The organism is Lysinibacillus sp. NPDC095746 (assembly GCF_044763535.1).
Classification (GTDB): Bacteria; Bacillota; Bacilli; order Bacillales_A; family Planococcaceae; genus Lysinibacillus.
On sequence record NZ_JBIWGL010000029.1, the window covers coordinates 1 to 21545 of the forward strand.

The window sequence follows — 21545 nt, forward strand, 5'->3', positions numbered from 1 at the left end:
CGACAGTCAGTGATACACCGTGGTCGTTGGAGTCAGACTAACGGAAGGGCTCAAGGCACCATAGTTTATCGACCTTCCTCTCCCAGCCGTAGTATACAATACCCGTTCTGAGTACATTTTCATCTTCTGTGGTGTAGCGCTGGTTTTTGCGCTACATGGATGGCTAACGAGATAGTAAAAAAAGGGATACCCAAAATAAAGTCGAATTATTACGGCAAACAAAAAGAACCCATTTTCAGTATTCTAAAACTATTTATTTTCACCAAAAGTGCCTAATTGAGTAAGTAGCAACCATCTGTTTCAACTGTTTGCTACTCTTAGATTACATCATTCTACTTTGCGATGAGCTATAGTAAAAATAAAATGACAGGAGCTGAAATCATGGCCTTCTATAAAAAGCTAAAAGAAGAACGCTTAAAGCATAATTTATCACAAGAAGAATTAGCCATTAAATTAAACTTTAGCAGACAATCCGTTTCTAAATGGGAGCTTGAAAAAGGTTACCCCAATATTGAAACGCTTAGTGCATTAAGTGATTTATTCAATATTAGTATTGACGAATTAATGAAAGGAGACAATTCCTTGAAAGCTACAAGCATCAAAGAAGAAGAGAGGGTATTAACAATGACATATCTATTCAAATGGATATATGTACTGAGTTCAATTTTAGTAGTATTTTGGCTTTTTGTACTTCCCTGGTCCGAACCATCAGGTCTTACATTAAGTATCATTAATCTCATAGCTGTTATTTACTTTGCAATTGTCATTAGCTACATCAAAAATAACAAGAACAAATTTTTTAATTAAACACGCAATTATGCCTGTGATGCAGGTCAGTTAACATTAGCTTAAGTTTGGAGGGAGATGTATGGTAAAAAAGTTGGGATTGCTTTGTTTACAATTGGTATAGTAATGATGTTTTTAGGTATGCCTTATTTATTGGGCTATTCAACAAATGAATTTTTAAAGTATCCTTTATATTTAGAATTAATAGTAACAGTTATCTCCTTCTGTGCCGAGCCGTTTACCACTGAATAAAAAAACTACCCAGCATTTCATTCTTGGGTAGTAGTGATTGATGCAATATTTGCTTTTGTCACAGCGACTAAATCATCTAGCTGTAGGTGGATTTGCATACCGATTTTCCCGGCACTCACTATAATATTTCCTTGCTCTTGGGCCGACGAATCGATGACAGTTGGATAAAGCTTCTTCATGCCGACTGGAGAGCATCCGCCTCGCACATAGCCTGTATAGCCAAGTAACTCCTTGACCGGGAGCATGTCGATTTTTTTCTCTCCTACAACCTTTGCAGCTGCTTTTAAATCAAGCTCATCTGCTACAGGAATAACAAATACAAAAAGCTTTTGTGCACTTGCCTTTGCTACTAATGTTTTGAAAACACGTGCAACTGGGTGACCAATTTTTTCAGCAACCGAAATTCCGTCAACTTGGCCATCACCAATCTCATATTCAATTACTTCGAATGGTATTTTTTGTTGCTCCAATAATCTTATCGCATTTGTTTTCGCATGCTTTGCTTTTGCCATATCAAAAATCCCCCATCTGCAGCATTAGGCTATCATGGAGATCATGGAGTCATTACTCGGTCGATAGCCGTCTTTTGCCATTTGAATATGAGTGGCATACTTTTCAGAAGCGTGTTTATATGTTCGCACCTTGTATGCCTCCGCATAACTCTTACCGAAAATTGTATCTACAAATGGATCTAATTTCAATTCCTTCGAAAAACGTTCTGGTACTTTGACTTCAATATCTTCACGTACAAAAGCTGGCTCACTGTCATCTACCTCTTGACCATTTAATTGCGCTTGCATGTGCTGTATATTTGCACTTGCCGCTACACGTAAATCCTGTGGTGATGGCTGCGCGGGTCCCAGCGCAGTATTCCGCACCCGCTCTAAAATTTGTAACGTTTCCTTGGCATTTGCATCATCTACTATAGGCGCTTCCTCATTTACACGCTCTACTTGTGAATAATGCTGCATTTGCTCATGGGCGAGCACATTTTTCGTCTGTTGCATATCTTGAATGATTGCTTGCTGTTGAGGTGTGACCTCTTTGGACGCCTCTTTTTGTTGCTCAAAGAGTTCTTGGTCTGTATGCCCTAAAAGTAAATTTTCTAGCTCAAGCAATAACGGATTTTTCTTTGGAGGAAAATACAGTGCACTTTTTCGATACGCATCACCAGCTTGTTTTCGCTGTAAAATCTTTTTACGATTATAGTATGATGATATTCTTTCTTGTTCAATTAAACTAGATAGTTTCATATGATTCACCTCGGCTTTCTTATTTAATATGCAAGTTAACTAATAGATATGATAATTTCCTCTATTAACTTTATCTATTCCTTCAGAATAGTTTCTGTACCCTAATTATCGGAATTTTCTTTACCAAATTCAAGAGCAAATTAATACTAAGCTCCTAAAGAAATATTTCACTTTCAATGAAATAGATACAAAGACCTAACTGATTCCTCGATATTATATTCATTTAGTATTTCAATATTTAATTTCAATAAATTTTATTATCGTTACCACTTTATAAATGGTGTTAATTCACCACTAAAAAAACAGCCCCATCACAAGGACTGTTTCTATCTGTCTTTTTTAGGCTTAATGAGTATACTTTTATAGGCTAAGTAACCAAGCCATGCGCCGAGTGTATTTAACATTAAATCATCAATATCAGCCGACCCAACCGTAAAAATAAACTGGATTGTTTCTACCGCTAGACTAGAGAAAAAGCCTGCCCAAATAACTGTCCGCGCTTTCCGAAACCTTTTTGATAATAATGGAAGTAAAAAGCCCATTGGGGTAAATATCAATAAATTGCCTAGTAAATTAATAATAATGATATCTAAATTAAAATACTGAGAGTAATTTATATAGCGAAGAATTGTATCAAAGGGAATAAAATTTGTGGTTAAACGCCAGTCACTATAATCAAACAGCCCTAATTCGTCTAGGGAATATTCGCCATTAAATAAAATAATAATTACATTCACTAGTCGATCAATAACTAGTTTATAAAAAGCTATTACAGAATAAATACAAAAAAATATCCAACCTATTATCTTGATTGGTAAATAATATGTATCTATCAATGAACGATAAGGTAACGGTAGCTTGGCACTACCCTGTAAATTATTTTTTGTCATGCCTATACGACCTACCTCCTGTATCCTCTCATAATTTTAATATGCCTCCCTTCCCCATGCAAGTGGCAATAAGAAGATGGGTGAAGCGTTTTAAATCATACTAGATACTTTATCCCCCTTTACTATACGTTTGTCCAGAGTCAATTAGAAAAGAAAAAAATACAATCCTCGGCTTTTAGTGATGCAAAAAAAGCTGCCTCAATTAAACTGAGACAGCATTCTTTCAGACTTTATACTGGATTTACTCCATGTTTACGCTCCGAGAATAATAAATATTTTGACATATACAGCTCTAAACGTGATTCAAGTGCTTTTCGTAAATCATTTGGCTCAATAACATCGTCAATGATGAGCTCTGAAGCTAGTCGATAGACATCGATCTCCTCTTGATATTCCTTGCGTTTCTCTGCAATAAAGTGCGCTTGCTCCTCTTTTGGAAGTTCAGCGATTTTATTTGCATATACTGCGTTGACCGCTGCCTCAGGGCCCATTACAGCAATTTGCGCGTTAGAAAGCGCAATACAGCAGTCTGGCTCAAAAGCAGGACCTGCCATTGCATACAGCCCTGCACCGTATGCCTTACGAACAATGACCGTTAATTTAGGGACTGTTGCCTCGCTCATGGCGAAAATCATTTTCGCACCATGGCGTATAATCCCAGCTTTTTCAACTTGCGTACCAATCATAAAGCCTGGTACATCTGCAAGGAAAAGAAGCGGAATATTAAACGCATCACAAAGTGAAATGAACTTAGCTGCTTTATCAGCTGAATCGTGGAACAAAACGCCACCCTTTACGCGCGGTTGATTAGCGATAATTCCAACGGATTGCCCATTAATGCGTCCTAGTCCTGTAATTAATTCTGGAGCGAATAATTTTTTCACTTCACAAAACGTATTTTCATCTATAATACGGTCAATTAGCTTATACATATCAAAAGGAACGTTTTGATTTTTTGGTATTAGCTCTTCAATCGATTTATCAAATGTAGCTGGTGGCTTTGGAGCCTCTACTTTACCGCGCTCTGCATAATTGTTCGGGAAGTAGCTCAAATATTTACGCGCATAGGCAATTGCTTCCTGCTCGGTTTTAGCAAGCACATCTCCACAACCGGAAATGGAACAGTGCATTTTCGCTCCACCCATCGTTTCCAAATCTACCTTCTCACCAATAACCATTTCCGCCATACGTGGGGATCCTAAATACATCGATGCATTGCCCTCTACCATAACTACAATATCGCAGAATGCAGGGATATATGCACCTCCTGCTGCAGAAGGTCCAAACAGTAAGCATATTTGAGGGATTTTACCTGATAGTTTTACCTGATTATAAAAAATACGTCCTGCTCCTCGTCGGCCAGGAAACATTTCTAATTGATCAGTAATACGTGCACCTGCCGAATCGACTAGATACAGTAATGGGCAATTTAACTTTTCAGCTGTTTCTTGAATACGAATCATTTTTTCTACTGTACGTTTACCCCAAGAGCCAGCTTTAATCGTCGAGTCGTTTGCTAATACACAAACGGTACGGCCATGGATTTTACCGATTCCTGTTACAACGCCATCTGCCGGTAAGTCACCGGCTAAGCAGTTTGCGTACAAGCCATCCTCTGATTGCAGCCCATCATCTAATAATAATTCGAGTCGTTCACGTACAAATAATTTTCCTTGCTGCGCGTTTTTATCGTGGTATTTTGGCAGACCGCCTGCTAAAATTTGTTCCTTCATTGTTTTAGTCGTATTTTCTGTCGGTACATTGCTCATATTTAATTCCTCCTTTTGCCCATTCGGTTACGCCTTAGCACTTTGTATAACTTTACTTCTGTGCTGAGAATTTAAACGATATGTTTGGATTTCATTGTTTTAAAATTCCTACTTTAAAACCATTCAAGATCTATCGAGCTTTTATTTCCCTAAGTATTGCGGTGTTCGTTTTTCTTGGAAAGCAAGTAAGCCCTCTAATCGATCTTCTGTAGGAATCAGAGCATTATATGCAAGTGATTCGATTTTTAAGCCCGTAGCTAAATCTACTTCAACTCCTTGATTCATGGCGATTTTCGCCTGTACTAAAGAAAGTGGAGCATTTTTTGCCATTTCGAGCGCAAGCTGCTGAGCCTTTTCTAGTACTTCATGTCCTTCATGAACATACTCCACAATACCGTAGCTTCTAGCTTCCTCTGCATTTAGTCGACGTGCTGTATAAATTAATTCCTTCGCTTTTCCAATGCCAATTAGTCTTGGAAGTCGTTGTGTGCCTCCTGCACCTGGGATGATGCCGAGAGATGTTTCCGTAAGGCCAATCTTTGCATGTGCAGCTGCAAGACGTAAATCACAGGCTAACGCTAGTTCGAGTCCGCCACCGAAAGCAACACCATTTAGTACGGCGATAACTGGTTGGGCGAGTGCTTCTACTTTTGCCACTGTGGCACCGATTAATTGCACAATTTGCTTTACTTGTCGGTCCGGCATCCCTTTACGTTCTTTTAAATCTGCTCCGGCGCAAAAGGCTTTTTCCCCTGCCCCCGTTAGTAAAACGACTCGCACTGCCGGATCACCGTTTATGTTGTCGAGTGTCGTGCTCAGTTCTTGGAGTAGTTGTACAGACATTGCATTTGCAGCTTCAGGTCTGGAAAGTGTAATAAGCCCAATGCTACCATCTAATAATTCAAAACGAACGAGCTGCGTCATAATTGACTCGCACTCCTTTCATTACGGGCAATCGCCATTTGTTTAGAGGCAACGGCCTTCCCTAGTTTCTGTTCAATAAATAGCGCAGCCTCTAGCACTTTATTGAGCTCTACACCCGTTGTAATACCCATTTCATGTAATAAATACAGTAAATCTTCCGTAGCTACATTACCTGATGCTCCTTTGGCATACGGACAGCCGCCAAGTCCACCAAGCGCACTATCAAACTTCGTAATGCCCATTTTTAAAGATTGAACAATATTCGCTAGCGCTGTGCCACGTGTATCATGAAAATGCATCGCGAAATGTTCTGCAGGATATCTTTTTAGCAATTCTTCTAACAGATTTTCCACCTGTGTCGGTACACCAACACCAATCGTGTCACCGAGCGAAATTTCATCGACGCCCATTTCTAATAATTTTTCTGTTACTCGCAAAACCTTTTCTGGTTGTATGTAGCCTTCATACGGGCACCCAATTACCGTTGAGATATAGCCTCGTACGTTTTTATGCGCTGCCTTTGCCCCTACCACAACTTCCTGTAGTATCGGAAATGTTTCATTAATCGTTTTATTAATATTACTTTGATTATGGCTTTCGCTTGCTGACATAAATACGCTTACTTCATCTATTTCAGCCTGCAATGCACGTTCTAAGCCACGCATGTTCGGAACGAGTGCCGCATATGTGATATCTTTTTGGCGTTTAATGCTCTGAAGAACCTCCACTGCATCAGCCAGCTGTGGAATCCACTTCGGATGCACAAAAGAAGTTACCTCAATATAATTCAATCCAGTTTGACTAAGTAAATTTACTAATTGTACTTTATCGGTAGTTGCAAGGTGCGTTTTCTCATTTTGCAAACCGTCACGAGGCCCTACTTCCTTTAACGTGACATGCTTCGGTAGCTGCATAAAGAAGCCTCCTTATTCAATTTCTAAAATATCATCATCAACGTTAATGAAATCCCCTTCGTTCGCAATGATTTTTGTGACTACGCCATCTTCCTCTGCTTCAATAGGAATCTCCATTTTCATCGACTCTAAAATTGCCACATCTTGTCCCGCTGTAACTTTCTCGCCCTCAGCTACAACAATTTTCCATACTGTTCCTGCCATGCTCGCTTTAACTGTTGCCATTGTAAATCCCTCCAAATATTATGAATGTACTGATAACGCATTCGCACTAATATTTAAGTGCGAATGCTTTTATCATTTTCGCCTTGGCGTAATTGTTGTTGTTGCTGTCGCTTCGCTTTCGCACAGAATACATTTGTTGCTGGCGCTTCGCTTTCGCACAAATAAACAATTCGTCCAGACGTTTTATTTTGTCTCTGCTAATTGAGGTAAATAATATTCATCTACAAATTTAGTTGTTGTATAGCCCTTTAAAAATTGTTCATGTGTGACTGTTTTTAGTAGCATTGGAATATTTGTTTGAATTCCTTCTATTTTATATGCTTTAAGTGCCTCAATAAGTCGTTCACACGCAATTGCTCGTGTTTCTCCCCACACAACTAATTTGCTAATCATCGGATCGTAAAAAGGTGTTACCGAAGTGCCAGCCTCTACGCCACATTCATGGCGAATACCTTCACCTGTTGGTAATTCAAAAGCCGTGATTGTACCTGGAGAAGGGAAAAAGGTCGAAGGATTTTCGGCGTAGATGCGTACTTCAATCGCATGCCCTTTTCTTTCTATACTATCGCGCGTAAATGCTAATGGTTGTTGTGCCGCAATCTTTAATTGCTCCTCTACAAGATCTAGATTCGTAATTTCCTCAGTTACCGGATGTTCAACCTGTAAGCGCGTATTCATCTCTAAGAAATAAAAGTTTTGCTCTGCATCTACTAAATACTCAATCGTGCCAGCATTCACATAGCCAATATGCTGAACTGCCTTGACGGAAGCATCTAGCATACTTTTTCTTGTTTCTTCAGAAATGAAAGGAGATGGTGCTTCCTCAACTACTTTTTGATTTCTGCGTTGAATCGAGCACTCGCGCTCAAATAGCGGTACGACATTGCCATTGTAATCCGCAATAATTTGTACCTCAACGTGATGAGGATTAGCAATAAATCGTTCCATATACATCGTGCCATCACCAAAGAATGACTGTGCACGCTTTTGATTTCCCTCAAAGGCTTTCGCCAATTCCTCTGCATTTTCTACGAGCTGCATCCCGATGCCCCCACCGCCAGCAGAAGCTTTTAACATAATCGGATAGCCTAGACCGGAAGCAATTTCAATAGCTTCTGTTACATCTTTCACCGGTGCCTCTACGCCTTCAACAATTGGTACACCTGCTGCCTTCATTGTTTTTCGGGCTTCTAATTTACTCCCCATCGAAGCAATCACGTCCGCGCTTGGCCCAATGAAAACTAAGCCCGCCTCTGTACAACGTTTAGCAAACTCAGCGTTTTCTGATAATAAGCCATAGCCTGGATGAACAGCTTCAGCACCGCTTTCCTTCGCTACTTCAAGAATACGATCAATATTTAAATAACTGTGTGCAACAGGTGGTTTCCCGATACAGAACGCCTCATCCGCTTCCTTAACATGTAAGCTTTCAGCGTCTGCCTCGGAATACACCGCAACTGTTTGAACATTTAGTCGTTTACATGTTCTAATAACACGTCTTGCTATCTCTCCGCGATTTGCAATTAATACCTTTTTGAACATAACACCGGCCCCCTTCTTACTTCACTGCTGGAACAAAACTCTCTCGTAATCTATACTTTTGAACTTTTCCTGATGCAGTCATCGGATAGTCGTCGATAAAGAAAATATGTCGTGGTATTTTATGTCTAGATATTTTATCCCGACAATAATCCCGAATTTCTTCCTCTGTTGCCTGCTCTCCTTCACGCAAAATGATCCAAGCTGCCGCTTCCTCTCCATAAACAGGATCAGGAACACCTGCAACCTGTACATCTGCAATTTTCGGGTGTGTGTAAAGAAATTCTTCAATTTCCCGAGGAGATATATTTTCACCACCGCGAATAATCATATCTTTTAAACGCCCTGTTACACGTACATAGCCCGCCTCATCCATCGTTGCCAAATCCCCGGTATGCAGCCAACCAGCCCCATCAATTGCAAGAAGCGTTTCTTCTTCGTTTTTATAGTAACCTTTCATGACGTGGTAGCCTCTCGTACATAGTTCCCCTTGCTCATTCGGCGCAGCTTCTTCGTCTGTACCAGGTACGATGATTTTAACTTCCAAATTCGGTAATGCACGACCAACGGTTTCTACCTTTAACAATAGCGGATCATCTGCTCTCGTTTGCGTAATAACAGGAGAGGCTTCTGTTTGTCCGTAGCAGATAGTAACATCCTTCATGCCCATTTTGTCGATCACGGCTTTCATTACCTCAATAGGACAATTAGAGCCTGCCATTACTCCAGTGCGTAACGTTGATAGATCAAAAGACGAAAAATTCGGTAAATTAAGTTCGCTAATAAACATCGTTGGTACACCATGTAACGCTGTACATTTCTCTTTTTCAACTGCTTGTAGCACTTCAGTAGCTGAAAATTCCTGAACTGGTACCATCGTCCCTCCACTAGTCGTAATGGCTAATGTTCCAATTACACAGCCAAAGCAATGGAAGAATGGAACAGGGATGCATAAGCGATCTTCGAAAGTTAAACCCATACATTCTGCAATATTAATCGCATTATTGACTAAGTTATAATGCGTTAACATAACACCTTTTGGAAAACCTGTTGTTCCCGAAGTATATTGAACATTAATAACATCATCATAATGAAGCTCTTGCTGCCTTTGATCTAATTGCTCCTCTGTTATTTGCTTTGCAGCCGATAACACATCCGACCAGTTTAGCACTCCGGGGTATTTTGTCTCGCCAATTAAAATAACATTTTTCAATAAAGGCAGTCGCTTTGATTGCAAATTACCCGGTTCACAATGTTCAAGCTCTGGACATAACTCTTGCAGTGTATTCATAAAAGAATGGTCTCGATAATTTTCAATTAGAAAAATCGTTTTTGCATCGGATTGCTTCAATAAATATTCCAACTCGCTTGAGCGATAATTCGTGTTGACAGTGACGATCGGAGCACCCATTTTACCTGTACCAAATTGCAGCTGTACCCATTCCGGGACATTGGTCGTCCACACTGCAATATGCTCGCCCTTCTCTATTCCCAGAGCCATTAACCCTCTAGCTACTAAACGACTTTGCCGATTGAGCTCCTCGTAGGTCATCCGTAAATCCCTGTCTGCATACACTAATGCTTCCCGCTGTGGATACTTTTCCGCTTGTTCATCTAGCAATTGACCAATAGTTTGATACACAAGTTCCGCCATGAAAATCCTCCTTTTAGCTACCTAAGATGATTAACAGCCTATTAAACGAGAAATAACGAGACGTTGAATTTCAGACGTTCCTTCACCGATTTCCATTAACTTAATGTCACGCAGATGACGCTCTACGTCATATTCTTTCATATAGCCTGAACCGCCGTGAATTTGAATGGCTTGATTACAAGTTCGGAAGCCCATTTCAGAAGCAAATAATTTTGCCATTGCCGCTTCCTTCCCGAACGGTTTCTTTTGATCTTTAAGCCATGCCGCCTTATGTACTAACGTACGTGCAAGCTCTATCTCCATTGCCATATCGGCCAATTTAAACTGTATTGCCTGAAGTTTTGAAATTGGTGCACCAAATTGTTCACGTTCTTTTGCGTATTTTAATGATTTCTCATAAGCTGCCTGTGCAATTCCTACTGATAATGCTGCTATGGAAATACGGCCTCCGTCTAAAGTATTTAAAAATTGGCTAAATCCGCGTTTTTCATCCCCTAAAAGATTAGCCCTTGGTACACGAACATTTTGCAAAATAATCTCACATGTATTGGAGCCACGTACGCCCATTTTGTCGTAATTGCAGTTGATCGTTACGCCAGGAGTATTAGTCGGTACAATGATAGCTGAGATGATTTTTTTACCATCCTCACGTTTACCTGTCACTGCAGTCACAATAACTTGACGTGCATGGCCAGCATTTGTGATCCAGCATTTTTCACCATTAATGATGTAATCATCACCATCAATTACAGCTGTTGTACGTGTCCCACCAGCATCTGAACCGGCATTAGGCTCTGTTAGACCAAACGAACCTAATGTTTCTCCCTTCGCTAACGGAACAAGCCATTCTTGCTTTTGCTCCTCGGTACCGAAATTATAAATAGGCGAAGCACCTAAGCTAACTGCTGCTGCATAGCTTAATCCGGTGCCACCACACGCACGACCGATTTCTTCAACAGCAAGTGCGTAGGAAACAGTATCTCCGCCTGAACCACCATACTCTTCAGGAAATGGAATACCTAATAAGCCTAGCTCTGCCATCTTGTTAAAGCTCTCTATTCTCATCGTCGATGTCTCGTCAACCTCACGAGCATACGGTTTAATTTCATTTTCAGCAAAATCACGCACCATGTCTCGAATCATTGCTTGCTCTTTCGTTAGTTCAAAGTTCATCCCCAGTCCCCCTAATGTTTAATGTGCCATAGCGGATTTCGTTCAGATGACAGTTGCAAAAAATCAATTATACCTCGTCATAATAGCATCCGGAATCGGACGAGGCTTTTGGCCAACGTGATGTTGGTCACTCAGTCGTTGCCACAGGACGTGGCGGTTTGAGATTGAGTTCCTCTATTTCAACTGGTGTTTAAATACCCATTGAAAGAAGTTGATACCGACTAGTCGGTTTGTTTTAACTATTAATAAAACCAGTTTTTGCTTCTGGCTTCTCCTTGACCATAAATTGAACGGCTTCTTCCATTGCTTGTTCAGTGACAATCGCACGCAATACCATATCCGTAAATACTTCTGTAATTTCCTCCATTGTTAAAGGGCCTGATTGCTTAAACCATTTGTATGTCCAGTTAATCATCCCAACAATAGCCATCGTTACAATAGTACAAGGTAGTTCTGTACGAAAATCCTTTGTTTGCTGGCCTTCCTCTATGACTTTTTGTAAAATATCCCGATATTGATCTCGTTTATTATGAATAATTTCACTATATTCCTCTGGCAAGGCACGACTTTCCTCATAAAAAACAGTAATATGTGCTTGATACACATCAAATACTTGAGTCAGTGTTTGCAGCATTGCACATAAACGTGTAATCGGTGTATCGTATTTGTCATATGCCTCCTGTGATTGTTTAATAACATAGGAAATAAATACATCGTGAATTTCATACAACAACTCATCTTTCGATTTAAAATTATGATAAAATCCACCCTTTGATGCACCAATATATTCAACAATGCGATCAACAGTGACATTGTGATAGCCATCTTGCTGAAATAGCACTACAGAAGCGTCAACAATGCGTTGTTTTAATGTTTTCTTTACCATAGGCATCTATCATCCTTCTTATAACTCTTTACTCCATCACTCTTTATAACTAGAAAAAGTTTGAGTCATCACCATAATGTGTTGTTGATTTCCGTTCCAGCTGGGCGCTTTAGTAGCTCACGCTTCACTTTCACTACGGAGCAAAGCTTTCTTGGGGCGTCCGATGAACCGCTTCACTCGCGATGCTCGCTCCCAGGGTTTCATCTGTGACGCTGATCCCCAAGAAATCGTCCAACCCTCCAATCAACTTACGTATATCGTATAAAATGCCATCCCATCTATCGGTGTCGAAACCTGATTTTTCTTAATTATAAAAAAACTATGACACTATTAATATAGCATTCACAAAAATTAGTGTCTAGCACCGAGATAGATTTTATTTGGAAATACGAGAATTAATTTTACGCAAAGCAGAATTTTTAAAATCCCCACGAATTTATTTCGCCTTGGTGTAATTGGCCGCTGTCGCTTTGCGTTTGGAGGTTTTATCTTTATTCAGTATCTCATCACCTACTGAAATGGGAATGTTCTGTAGCTTCAAGAAAGATTTGTAACAGTCGTTTCACTTACGTTACATTAAACATTTGCTGATTAAAAAACATACAATTACTGTATGATCATCAACTTGTTTTCATTACTAAGATCCAAAAAAATTCCCTAGCGCTGTATAAAAACACTAGAGAATCTCAAAAATATAATTAGGAAGCTTTTGGTATTTTACGTAGCCACGAGATGATAATAGCTACGATTAGTGCAAAGCCTAAATACCCCATTGTTGAATATACCTTTCCAACTAAAGTCGTGAACCCTACTAAACTCGCGACAAAGCCTATTAAGCCTATTACCACAATACCCAATTTAAAGCTTTTATGGTCAGGCGCTATAAAACGTACTGTAAATGCATAAAGCATTCCTACAGCCGTATTGTACATCATACCTAATAGAGCAATAGACATTAAAATACCTACTACAGGATGAATTTGTTTTGCTAGCTCTAATGTTGGCATTGCTGTCCCACCAACTATATCCATTTTAACGAACAAAGCAATATTAATAAGTATGATTAAAACACCGAGCATGACGCCACCAAGAAGACCACCTAAACCGGCAATCTTGCGCTCTTTTACCGTTCCCCCCATAACAATTAACATCGCAGTACCAGCAGCTATGTTATAAGATACATAGAGAAGTGCGCCCAATATCCAATTAGAAGACGCAGATGTTTGCTCCTGTGCTAACACATTCTGTTCGGCAATTGTTAAGTCCATCGTGAAAATAGAATAAATTAATATAATAAAAACGATTCCCATTAAATAGGGCGTCACTAAAGCTATTATATTAATAATGTTTTTTACATTTAATAGCAATGTTAAAATCGTAATGATGACCATAAAAATACTACCAATCATCGGATTTATATTAAACATTTGCTCGAATGTAGACCCCGAACCAGCAAACATAACAACCGCAACGCCAAATAAGAAGAATGTAATGACAATATCTAATAGCACCCCAACATACCGTCCACCAATTTGATAAATAACCTCTTTATGAGAGGTCGTTTGTGAATCCGCTCCTAATTGTGCTAGACTCATCCCTAAAAAAGCAAATGCAATTGTTGCGACTATTCCTCCTGCTATCCCGTAAAGACCAAAGCTCGTAAAATATTGCATAATTTCTTGTCCTGATGCAAAGCCAGCACCAACGATTAGTCCTACAAATGCGCCACCTATCTGCCAACTTTTTTTCATAGACCACCTGCTTATCTATTTTTTCAAATCCATATGACGGTAGATTCCTCGTAGGAGTTATCGCCTTATGATTTAAGTTCTATCCAATAGTTTTCTAAGATCGTATTATTTATATATTTTCTGTGCTACTGTGAATAAATCGATTGTCTCCCTATTCACTTCATAGCCGATTCCTGCTTTTTGAGGAACTTCAATATAACCGTCCTTCACTACAACTTCTGGGTCGATGATATCTTTTTCCCAATAACGGCTTGAGCCTGCAGTATCTCCAGGTAAAATGAAATTCGATAATGTAGTTAATGCCACATTATGTGCACGACCAATACCAGACTCTAGCATGCCTCCACACCAAACTGGAATGTTATTTGCCTCACAATAATCATGTATTTTCTTCGCTTCTGTTAAGCCACCAACACGACCAATTTTAATGTTAATAATTTTAGTACTGCCTAACTCAACAGCTTTACGTGCATCTTCTAACGAATGGATACTTTCGTCTAAGCAGATTGGCGTATCGATTAATTTTTGTAATGCCGCGTGGTCAATGATGTCATCCGACGCCAATGGCTGTTCGATCATCGTTAAATTAAAAGCATCTAACTGCTTGAGCGTTTCAGCATCTTCGAGACGATAAGCTGAGTTTGCATCTGCCATAAACGCCACATCAGGGAACGTTTCACGTAATGTACGCATGACCTCTACATCCCAGCATGGCTTAATTTTGATTTTCATTCGTTTATAGCCTTCATTCACAAAGCCATCGACTAACGCAATGAGGTCCTCGATTGTTTTTTGAATACCGATACTGACCCCTACTTCAATTTTATCCTTGTTGCCTCCAAGTGCTGCCGCCAGCGATTGATTCGTCTGTTGGGCGTAAATATCCCAAATAGCACCTTCAATTGTTGATTTCGCCATATTATTTTTGCGAATTGGTTTAAATAGCTCATTAACCTCATCCGGATGCTGAAGCTCTTTATTTAAAATAAGAGGGATTAAAAAATCCTCTAGCATATGCCAGTTCGTTTGCAATGTTTCCTCGTTGTACCAAGGAGAATGGAATGCAACAGATTCTCCCCAACCGATTGTTCCTGCCTCATCCTTAGCCTCTAAAACTAAAAAATCTTTATCCTCGAATGTGCCAAAGCTTGTTGTAAATGGTTCTTTTAATTTCATTTTCAAATGCCTGATGGTGATTTCTGTAATTTTCATATTGGTTTTACCCCTTCCAAATCTAAAGTTTCTAATTTTACGAGGACATACTCGTTATAATATTCTTGTTGCTGCAATTGAACTGCCGCATAGCCTTGTGCAAATAGACGTTGTAATAAATATCTCGTTTTGAAACGCCAATCCAATGCTAATGCTGGATCTTGTAGCTTCAAAGCTTGAAAATCCTTTGGTACAGGCAATGTATATAAGCCTTCTTTATATTTTAAATTTTCAGTTATAACTAAACGTAGAAATCCTTGTTCATTTAATACACAGCTAGCCACTGGTATAGCATCCGTCGTATCTATTGAAACATTCTTACTTACATAATTAGAGGTTATATGCCAACACACCTCAAAACGGTCTGAAGGTAGTCCCTTATTTAAGCCATCCTGCATTTCACCGTAGCAATTTTCTATATACGTATAACAAATACCATTTAATTTGGACAGATTGAGAAAACCATTTCGTGTTTCCAGCGGATCAAACGTCCACACCATTAAATCGTAGCCCCGATCAATAGCAATAGCTTGCTGGGCATATTTTAATTGTTCACCTATTCCTTGAGAGCGGTAATTTTCGTCTATCCCTAACATATGGGAACATAAATAGCTTTTGCCCTCTCGAAACCCCGAAAAGCCATAGCTAAAGCCAACTAATTGATCACCGTCATAGGCCCCAACAACGATACCGCCATTTTTCACAGCTGTTAAAGTTTGATGAATAGGGATTGAAGGCATGCCCCAAACGTTATATTCCAATTGCTGAACTTGCTCCAGCTGTTCGATTGTCTTTATTTCCCTTATGTCAATCATTGCTATCTCTCCTCCTTAGGGTCTATAAAGCTCGTAAAATAGCTCTCGTGATAATGTTCACACCGGTAATAAGCCGCTCTCGATTAAAGGTCATGTTCGGATGATGTAATCCTGGTGTTACACCACAACCTAAGCCAAGCATTGTTGCTTTCAGGTTCGGACGTTCATACGTATAAAAATGAAAATCCTCTCCTCCAGGAGTGACGACTGGTGAAGTACATGCTTTTTCACCTACTACGTCAACAATCGCTGCATTCATATGTTGTAATGCCTCATCATTCACTAATGCTGCAACAATATGTGCATCTACATGTAAGGAAATTTTTGCACCATACATCACTTCTATCGATGCTTTGACACGTTCAATACCATCCGTGAGCGTTTGCATTACTTCATTTGTTTGTGCTCGTGCATCGATGCTAAATGTTGCTTTCCCCGGAATAATATTCGTCGAGGTTCCTCCTGCATTAAATTGTGTCATTTTGACTGAAGCAGAGACATTTGGGTCGGTCCAGATCTTTTGTAAACCTTCGACAAATGCAGCCCCTACTTCAATTGCATTAATGCCGAGTTCAGGTCGTGCACCATGAGCCTCTTCCCCCAAAATTGCCCCAGTAAAAAGCTTTGCAGCACCGTGGTACAATGCTGGAGCATACGTCCCGTCCCTTAATTCTTTTAACGGACGAACATGGACACCAAATAAGTATTCTAAATGATCGATAAGCCCCTTCTCGACGAATGCACGAGCGCCCTGTGCCTTTTCTTCAGCGGGCTGGAAAAGAATACGTACTGCACCTGGGAGTGAATGCTCCATATCCTTTAACACTAGTGCCGTCCCAATAGCCATCGTCATGTGACCGTCATGACCACAAGAATGATTAGCCTTAAATTCACCATCTACTTCCTGCCATAGAGCATCAATATCCGTACGAAATCCGACTCTCGGCATTCCTTCACCAATATCTACATACAGTCCCGTCATATCCTCAAACAATTGAGGCTCCATCTGTGCCTCCTTCAATAAACCAGCGATGTATTGCGTTGTTTTCTTTTCTTGCCAGCTAATTTCCGGATGCTCATGTAAATATGTAAAAATATCAGCCAATCTCGGCTGTAAGTTTTGTAAAATTTGATTCATAGTATTCAACTCCATCGATTTGCTAAAAAGCTATTTTGGAAATCATCATATTTTACGCGTTGATTTTCATAATAATCGTGATCTTGTGCAGTCATACCTGCAATTAATGTATTTAAAAATGAAATCAGTGCTGGCATTGCATCAATCGTAGACATTTCTTGTTGTTCATTCACAAAGGTAATCGTCGCATATTGCGTGATAGGTGCAATTTTAGAATCAGTAATACCAATTATCTCGCAATTTTTTTCTTGAACTTCGGCTGCAAATTGAATCGGTTCTTTAAAATAACGATGGAACGATAAAATAATGACTACACTATCCTCATCAATTTCTTGTAAAGCTCTAATGATTTCACTAGTTTCAAATTCTAAAAGCACTACGTTAGGACGTAGTATATTTAACGTAAAACACAACCATTGTGCCGCTAAATGGGAAGACCCATTCCCGACAATATAAATTTTTTTCTTCGTATGCAGCAGGATGGAAGCACGATTAAAATCTTCCCCGTTAATGTTCTTCGCAACATTTAAAATACTTGCTGCATCCTTTTCCATCGTTTTTTCATAAAAACGTGGGGTCACAAAAAGTGCCTGCTTTGATTGCAAATAATTGTGTAAGCTACTTGTATTTCCTTCATTGAATAGCTGCATCGTAATTTCACGCTGTAGCTCAGCATAACCCGATAATCCGATAGCGTAGCAAAAGCGGATAACCGTCGTTTCACTTACCCCTGCCTTCTCCCCCACATATGCGGCTGAATGAACACCAACAGTCTGCAAATTTTTGAGGATGAAGATCGCTACCTTTTGCTGACTCTTTGAAAGCTCCTGATATTTATGTTGAATGACTTGTTGAATTGTTTGATTATCCATCAAAGAAGTTCATCCTTCTATTTTTATTTTTTGAAGCTTAAACTGCATTTTCATGTTACATACAGTAGCACACTTATTTTCTTAATTCAATATATTTTCTGAAATTTCTGTTTATTACGCAAAAAAAAAGCGGGAATGTTAATTTAGTTAACACTCCCGCTTTTTTATTTATAACTATTCATCAAACTTCATCCCTTTTAACAAATCTGCAAAAGCATTGTTCAAAGGTTCTGCTTCTTTTTCTTGCTGTTTCATATATTTCTGCACACTGCGCTTATCTACTTTGCCACCGCCTTCTTTTTTACGACGGGCTTCAAATGCAGATAACTTTTCGCGATAACCACATTTACATACGAAGATTTGGCCATCACCTTCACCACGTAGTTCAAGCTTTTTCTTACATTGCGGGCATCGTGCGTTTGTGACGCGTGATACATTTTTACGATGACCACATTCACGGTCTTGGCAGACAAGCATCTTGCCTTTTTTACCGTTAACTTCAAGCATTGGTTTACCACAATCCGGGCAGGACTTTGTTGAAATATTGTCATGCTTATATTTTTTATCACTTGCTTTAATTTCAGCGACTATTTCTTGTGTGTGCTTTTTCATTTCGTTGATGAACACATCTTTCTTCAACTTACCTTTTGAAATGAGCTCCAGCTTTTGCTCCCACTCCGCTGTTGTCGCTGGAGAGCGTAATTCTTCAGGAACTAAATCAAGCAATTGACGACCTTTGGATGTAATGTAAATATCTTTGCCGCCACGTTTTTCGATTAAGAATGAATTAAAGAGCTTCTCAATAATATCTGCTCGTGTTGCAACTGTCCCTAATCCACCTGTTGATTTCAACGTATCTACAAGTTTCTTATCGTTCGTTTCCATATACTTCGTAGGATTTTCCATAGCTGATAGTAATGTTGCCTCTGTAAAACGCGCTGGGGGCTTGGTTTGACCTGACGTTTGAGCAATTAGCTTCGTTTTTAATACTTGTCCTTGTTCTAAACGAGGAAGCAGCTGCTCTTTGACATCATCCGTGGATTCTTCATCTTCAAAACGATTTTGATATACTTCTTTCCAACCTGCAACTGTTACAGTTTTCCCTTTGGCAATAAATTTCTCATTACCGATTTGAGCTTGTACTGTTAATTGCTCATATTCTTGTGCTGGGAATAATACAGCTAAAAATCGCTTTACTACTAAATCATATATTTTACGCTCTTTATCATTGAATGCAGATAAGTTCACATAGCCTTCAGTTGGAATGATCGCATGGTGATCTGATACTTTACTGTCATCTACAAATGATTTATTCGCTTTAATCGGCTTTGTTAAAATTTTATTCGTTAATGTACGATATTCGCCGATGCCACATGCTTTTAGACGCTCAGGTAATGTGCCTACAATATCAGATGATAAATAGCGTGAATCTGTACGAGGGTATGTCAGCACTTTATGAGATTCATATAGCTTTTGCATAATATTTAAAGTTTCTTTTGCAGAATAACCAAATAATTTATTGGCATCTCGCTGTAATTCTGTTAAATCATAAAGACCTGGGGCAAATGATTTTTTAGGCTTGCGGTCAATTGAAACAATCTTTGCATCTTGTTTGCCTAATGCTTTGACAATAACGTCGACTTTTTCTTTATTAAAGCTACGTGAATTGCCATTTGCATCTTGCCATGTAAGCTTTAATGAATCTGTTTGTGCTTCAATACCGTAGTATGTTTGTGGTTTGAAGTTTTTAATTTCATCTTCGCGTGCAGCAATAATCGCAACAGTTGGCGTTTGCACACGGCCACAATTCAGCTGTGCATTAAATCTTGTCGTTAATGCCCGTGTCGCGTTTAATCCGATATACCAATCCGCTTCAGAACGCGCAACAGCAGCAGCATATAAATTATCGTAGTTCTTACCCGGTTTTAAATTAGCAAATCCTTCTTTAATCGCTTTATCTGTAACAGATGAAATCCATAAACGTTTAATTGGCTTTTTCACATTCGCTTTATCAATAATCCATCGAGCAACTAATTCCCCTTCACGCCCAGCATCAGTAGCCACAATGATTTCATTGACATCATTACGAGTTAATTGTGATTTAACTGCATTATATTGCTTACCTGTTTGTTTCATCACGACTAGCTTCATTCGTTCTGGCAACATTGGAAGGTCGTCCAAATTCCATGTTTTATATTTATTATCGTAGGCTTCTGGATCCGCTAACGTCACTAAATGACCTAATGCCCAAGTAACTATATATTTGTCACCTTCTAAAAATCCGTTCCCCTTTTTATTACATTTCAAGACATTTGCAATATCACGTGCCACTGAAGGTTTTTCAGCAATAACTACACTTTTAACCATATATTCCCGTACTCCTTTACTAACTATGTACTGTCTAATATACCATAAGTTCGGGGCAGAAATTGGTTAGAGCTATCTTCTTAGTCTTCATAATAGTCATTGCCGGAGAACTGATTAGGTAAGATCAGGTTCCCCACAGAGCTGGGGAGACGAATAATTTAAGGCTGTTTTCTAAAAGATTATTGCTGTTAAAACATAAAAAAAGAGTAAATCTACAAAATGTGTAGAATCAACTCTGTTTGATATCTCACAAATCAAATATTTAACTAAAGTACCCGTTACTTCCATGAGTATTCAGTTGCTTGTTTTATCCAATCTTTTATATCCTCTTCATTATGGATAAGTTGTCGGTGAATCTAATATGTCTATTCCACTAAGTAAAATTAGCAAATCCCAAACATTTTCATCATCAATATTAGGATTATCAGCCATCACATATAACGTAGCCCAATCGGAAACTTCTTCCCTTGTCATTTCACTTATAAGAACTAATTTTAATATTTTTATTATTTCGCTTACAGTTGGTTGCTTCATTCCACACGACCCAACTATCCTAAACTCAAGCACTCCGTTATCTTAATAAAAACATTCTCTTAATTTAGAAACTAATTCTTTATATTTAACAAAGAAATCTTTTATAGGAAGAATTGCAAAGTATGAATATACTTCATTATTAGCTAATAAACAGTCATCATATACTAAAATTATATTTAAGTGCTTTTGAGGTTCGACTCCACTATTCTTTAGAAAATTTGCCAATTCTAAATATGAATTTCGACCTATTCTATCGATAGACCTTTCTACCGAAAATCTCCCTGCAAAGCTATCCCACCACACTTGAAAAGATGTATATACTTCATTAAACCCTGTCAAACTATCTGCATTATTCATAAACAGTCTTTGATAGAATACATCTTTTTCTTCATAAAATATCCTTAAATCGCTACCATCATCATTATATATTTTTCCTGAGACTTCATTCCAAAGTTCCTAATACTTTAATTCAAAGTGTTCTTTAAACATCATTCTGTTTGATAAATATGGAAACCTTAATTCTTCTTCATTTTGATTTTGATTGAGAAAAATATTTTGAATGTAAATCAAAAAGTTTAAAGTAAAGGATTT

21 protein-coding genes are annotated in these 21545 nt (G+C 38.8%); 2 read left to right on the plus strand and 19 right to left on the minus strand.

Annotated features, from left to right (window positions below; translation table 11 throughout):
• Positions 1-381 precede the first annotated feature (381 nt).
• The gene (locus ACIQ7N_RS18670) at positions 382-807 is read left to right on the plus strand and encodes a helix-turn-helix domain-containing protein (protein WP_402934851.1); all 426 of its coding nucleotides are present in this window, start codon (positions 382-384) and stop codon (positions 805-807) included.
• Positions 808-891: 84 nt separating this feature from the next.
• On the plus strand, positions 892-1038 hold the full coding sequence (locus ACIQ7N_RS18675) for a hypothetical protein (protein ID WP_402934854.1): 147 nt from the start codon (positions 892-894) through the stop codon (positions 1036-1038).
• Between the two features lie 17 nt (positions 1039-1055).
• Here the strand turns inward: ACIQ7N_RS18675 and ybaK are convergent, their stop codons facing one another.
• From ybaK to ACIQ7N_RS18770, 19 genes are all read right to left on the minus strand, one after another.
• The gene (gene ybaK / locus ACIQ7N_RS18680; protein WP_402934857.1) at positions 1056-1550 is read right to left on the minus strand and encodes a Cys-tRNA(Pro) deacylase; all 495 of its coding nucleotides are present in this window, start codon (positions 1548-1550) and stop codon (positions 1056-1058) included.
• A gap of 24 nt (positions 1551-1574) precedes the next feature.
• On the minus strand, positions 1575-2291 hold the full coding sequence (locus tag ACIQ7N_RS18685; RefSeq protein ID WP_402934859.1) for a hypothetical protein: 717 nt from the start codon (positions 2289-2291) through the stop codon (positions 1575-1577).
• Positions 2292-2617: 326 nt separating this feature from the next.
• Positions 2618-3181, minus strand: coding sequence for a VanZ family protein (locus ACIQ7N_RS18690; protein WP_402934861.1), 564 nt, complete (start codon positions 3179-3181; stop codon positions 2618-2620).
• A 230-nt stretch (positions 3182-3411) separates the two neighbouring features.
• Complete coding sequence (locus tag ACIQ7N_RS18695) at positions 3412-4950, minus strand: acyl-CoA carboxylase subunit beta (RefSeq protein WP_402934864.1); 1539 nt, start codon at positions 4948-4950, stop codon at positions 3412-3414.
• Positions 4951-5091: 141 nt separating this feature from the next.
• The gene (locus ACIQ7N_RS18700; RefSeq protein WP_132360164.1) at positions 5092-5874 is read right to left on the minus strand and encodes an enoyl-CoA hydratase; all 783 of its coding nucleotides are present in this window, start codon (positions 5872-5874) and stop codon (positions 5092-5094) included.
• Positions 5871-6788: a hydroxymethylglutaryl-CoA lyase gene (locus ACIQ7N_RS18705; protein WP_402934867.1), complete on the minus strand. Its 918-nt coding sequence runs from the start codon at positions 6786-6788 to the stop codon at positions 5871-5873. The genes ACIQ7N_RS18700 and ACIQ7N_RS18705 overlap by 4 nt, the downstream gene beginning before the upstream one ends.
• A 12-nt stretch (positions 6789-6800) precedes the next feature.
• A complete protein-coding gene (locus ACIQ7N_RS18710) occupies positions 6801-7013 on the minus strand; it encodes an acetyl-CoA carboxylase biotin carboxyl carrier protein subunit (RefSeq protein ID WP_132360160.1) in 213 nt (70 codons plus the stop codon).
• Between the two features lie 183 nt (positions 7014-7196).
• A complete protein-coding gene (locus tag ACIQ7N_RS18715; protein ID WP_402934870.1) occupies positions 7197-8555 on the minus strand; it encodes an acetyl-CoA carboxylase biotin carboxylase subunit in 1359 nt (452 codons plus the stop codon).
• A gap of 16 nt (positions 8556-8571) precedes the next feature.
• Positions 8572-10206 carry an AMP-binding protein gene (locus ACIQ7N_RS18720; protein WP_402934873.1) on the minus strand — a complete coding sequence of 545 codons (1635 nt, stop codon included), beginning with the start codon at positions 10204-10206 and terminating at the stop codon, positions 8572-8574.
• 30 nt (positions 10207-10236) lie between these two features.
• Positions 10237-11379 (minus strand): acyl-CoA dehydrogenase, encoded by a 1143-nt coding sequence (locus ACIQ7N_RS18725; protein ID WP_132360154.1) that lies wholly within the window; start codon positions 11377-11379, stop codon positions 10237-10239.
• Between the two features lie 235 nt (positions 11380-11614).
• Positions 11615-12265, minus strand: coding sequence for a TetR/AcrR family transcriptional regulator (locus tag ACIQ7N_RS18730; RefSeq protein ID WP_132360612.1), 651 nt, complete (start codon positions 12263-12265; stop codon positions 11615-11617).
• Between the two features lie 698 nt (positions 12266-12963).
• Positions 12964-14016: a YkvI family membrane protein gene (locus ACIQ7N_RS18735; protein WP_402934876.1), complete on the minus strand. Its 1053-nt coding sequence runs from the start codon at positions 14014-14016 to the stop codon at positions 12964-12966.
• A 105-nt stretch (positions 14017-14121) separates the two neighbouring features.
• A complete protein-coding gene (gene menC / locus ACIQ7N_RS18740) occupies positions 14122-15228 on the minus strand; it encodes an o-succinylbenzoate synthase (RefSeq protein WP_402934879.1) in 1107 nt (368 codons plus the stop codon).
• A complete protein-coding gene (locus ACIQ7N_RS18745) occupies positions 15225-16043 on the minus strand; it encodes a GNAT family N-acetyltransferase (protein ID WP_402934882.1) in 819 nt (272 codons plus the stop codon). The genes menC and ACIQ7N_RS18745 overlap by 4 nt, the downstream gene beginning before the upstream one ends.
• 22 nt (positions 16044-16065) lie before the next feature.
• Positions 16066-17181 carry a M20 peptidase aminoacylase family protein gene (locus tag ACIQ7N_RS18750; protein ID WP_402934885.1) on the minus strand — a complete coding sequence of 372 codons (1116 nt, stop codon included), beginning with the start codon at positions 17179-17181 and terminating at the stop codon, positions 16066-16068.
• A gap of 5 nt (positions 17182-17186) precedes the next feature.
• Positions 17187-18053 (minus strand): MurR/RpiR family transcriptional regulator, encoded by an 867-nt coding sequence (locus tag ACIQ7N_RS18755; RefSeq protein ID WP_402934955.1) that lies wholly within the window; start codon positions 18051-18053, stop codon positions 17187-17189.
• Between the two features lie 174 nt (positions 18054-18227).
• On the minus strand, positions 18228-20420 hold the full coding sequence (locus ACIQ7N_RS18760) for a DNA topoisomerase III (protein WP_402934888.1): 2193 nt from the start codon (positions 20418-20420) through the stop codon (positions 18228-18230).
• A 333-nt stretch (positions 20421-20753) separates the two neighbouring features.
• Positions 20754-20954 carry a DNA-binding protein gene (locus ACIQ7N_RS18765; RefSeq protein ID WP_402934891.1) on the minus strand — a complete coding sequence of 67 codons (201 nt, stop codon included), beginning with the start codon at positions 20952-20954 and terminating at the stop codon, positions 20754-20756.
• A 42-nt stretch (positions 20955-20996) separates the two neighbouring features.
• Complete coding sequence (locus ACIQ7N_RS18770) at positions 20997-21311, minus strand: hypothetical protein (protein WP_402934893.1); 315 nt, start codon at positions 21309-21311, stop codon at positions 20997-20999.
• Between the last annotated feature and the right edge of the window lie 234 nt (positions 21312-21545).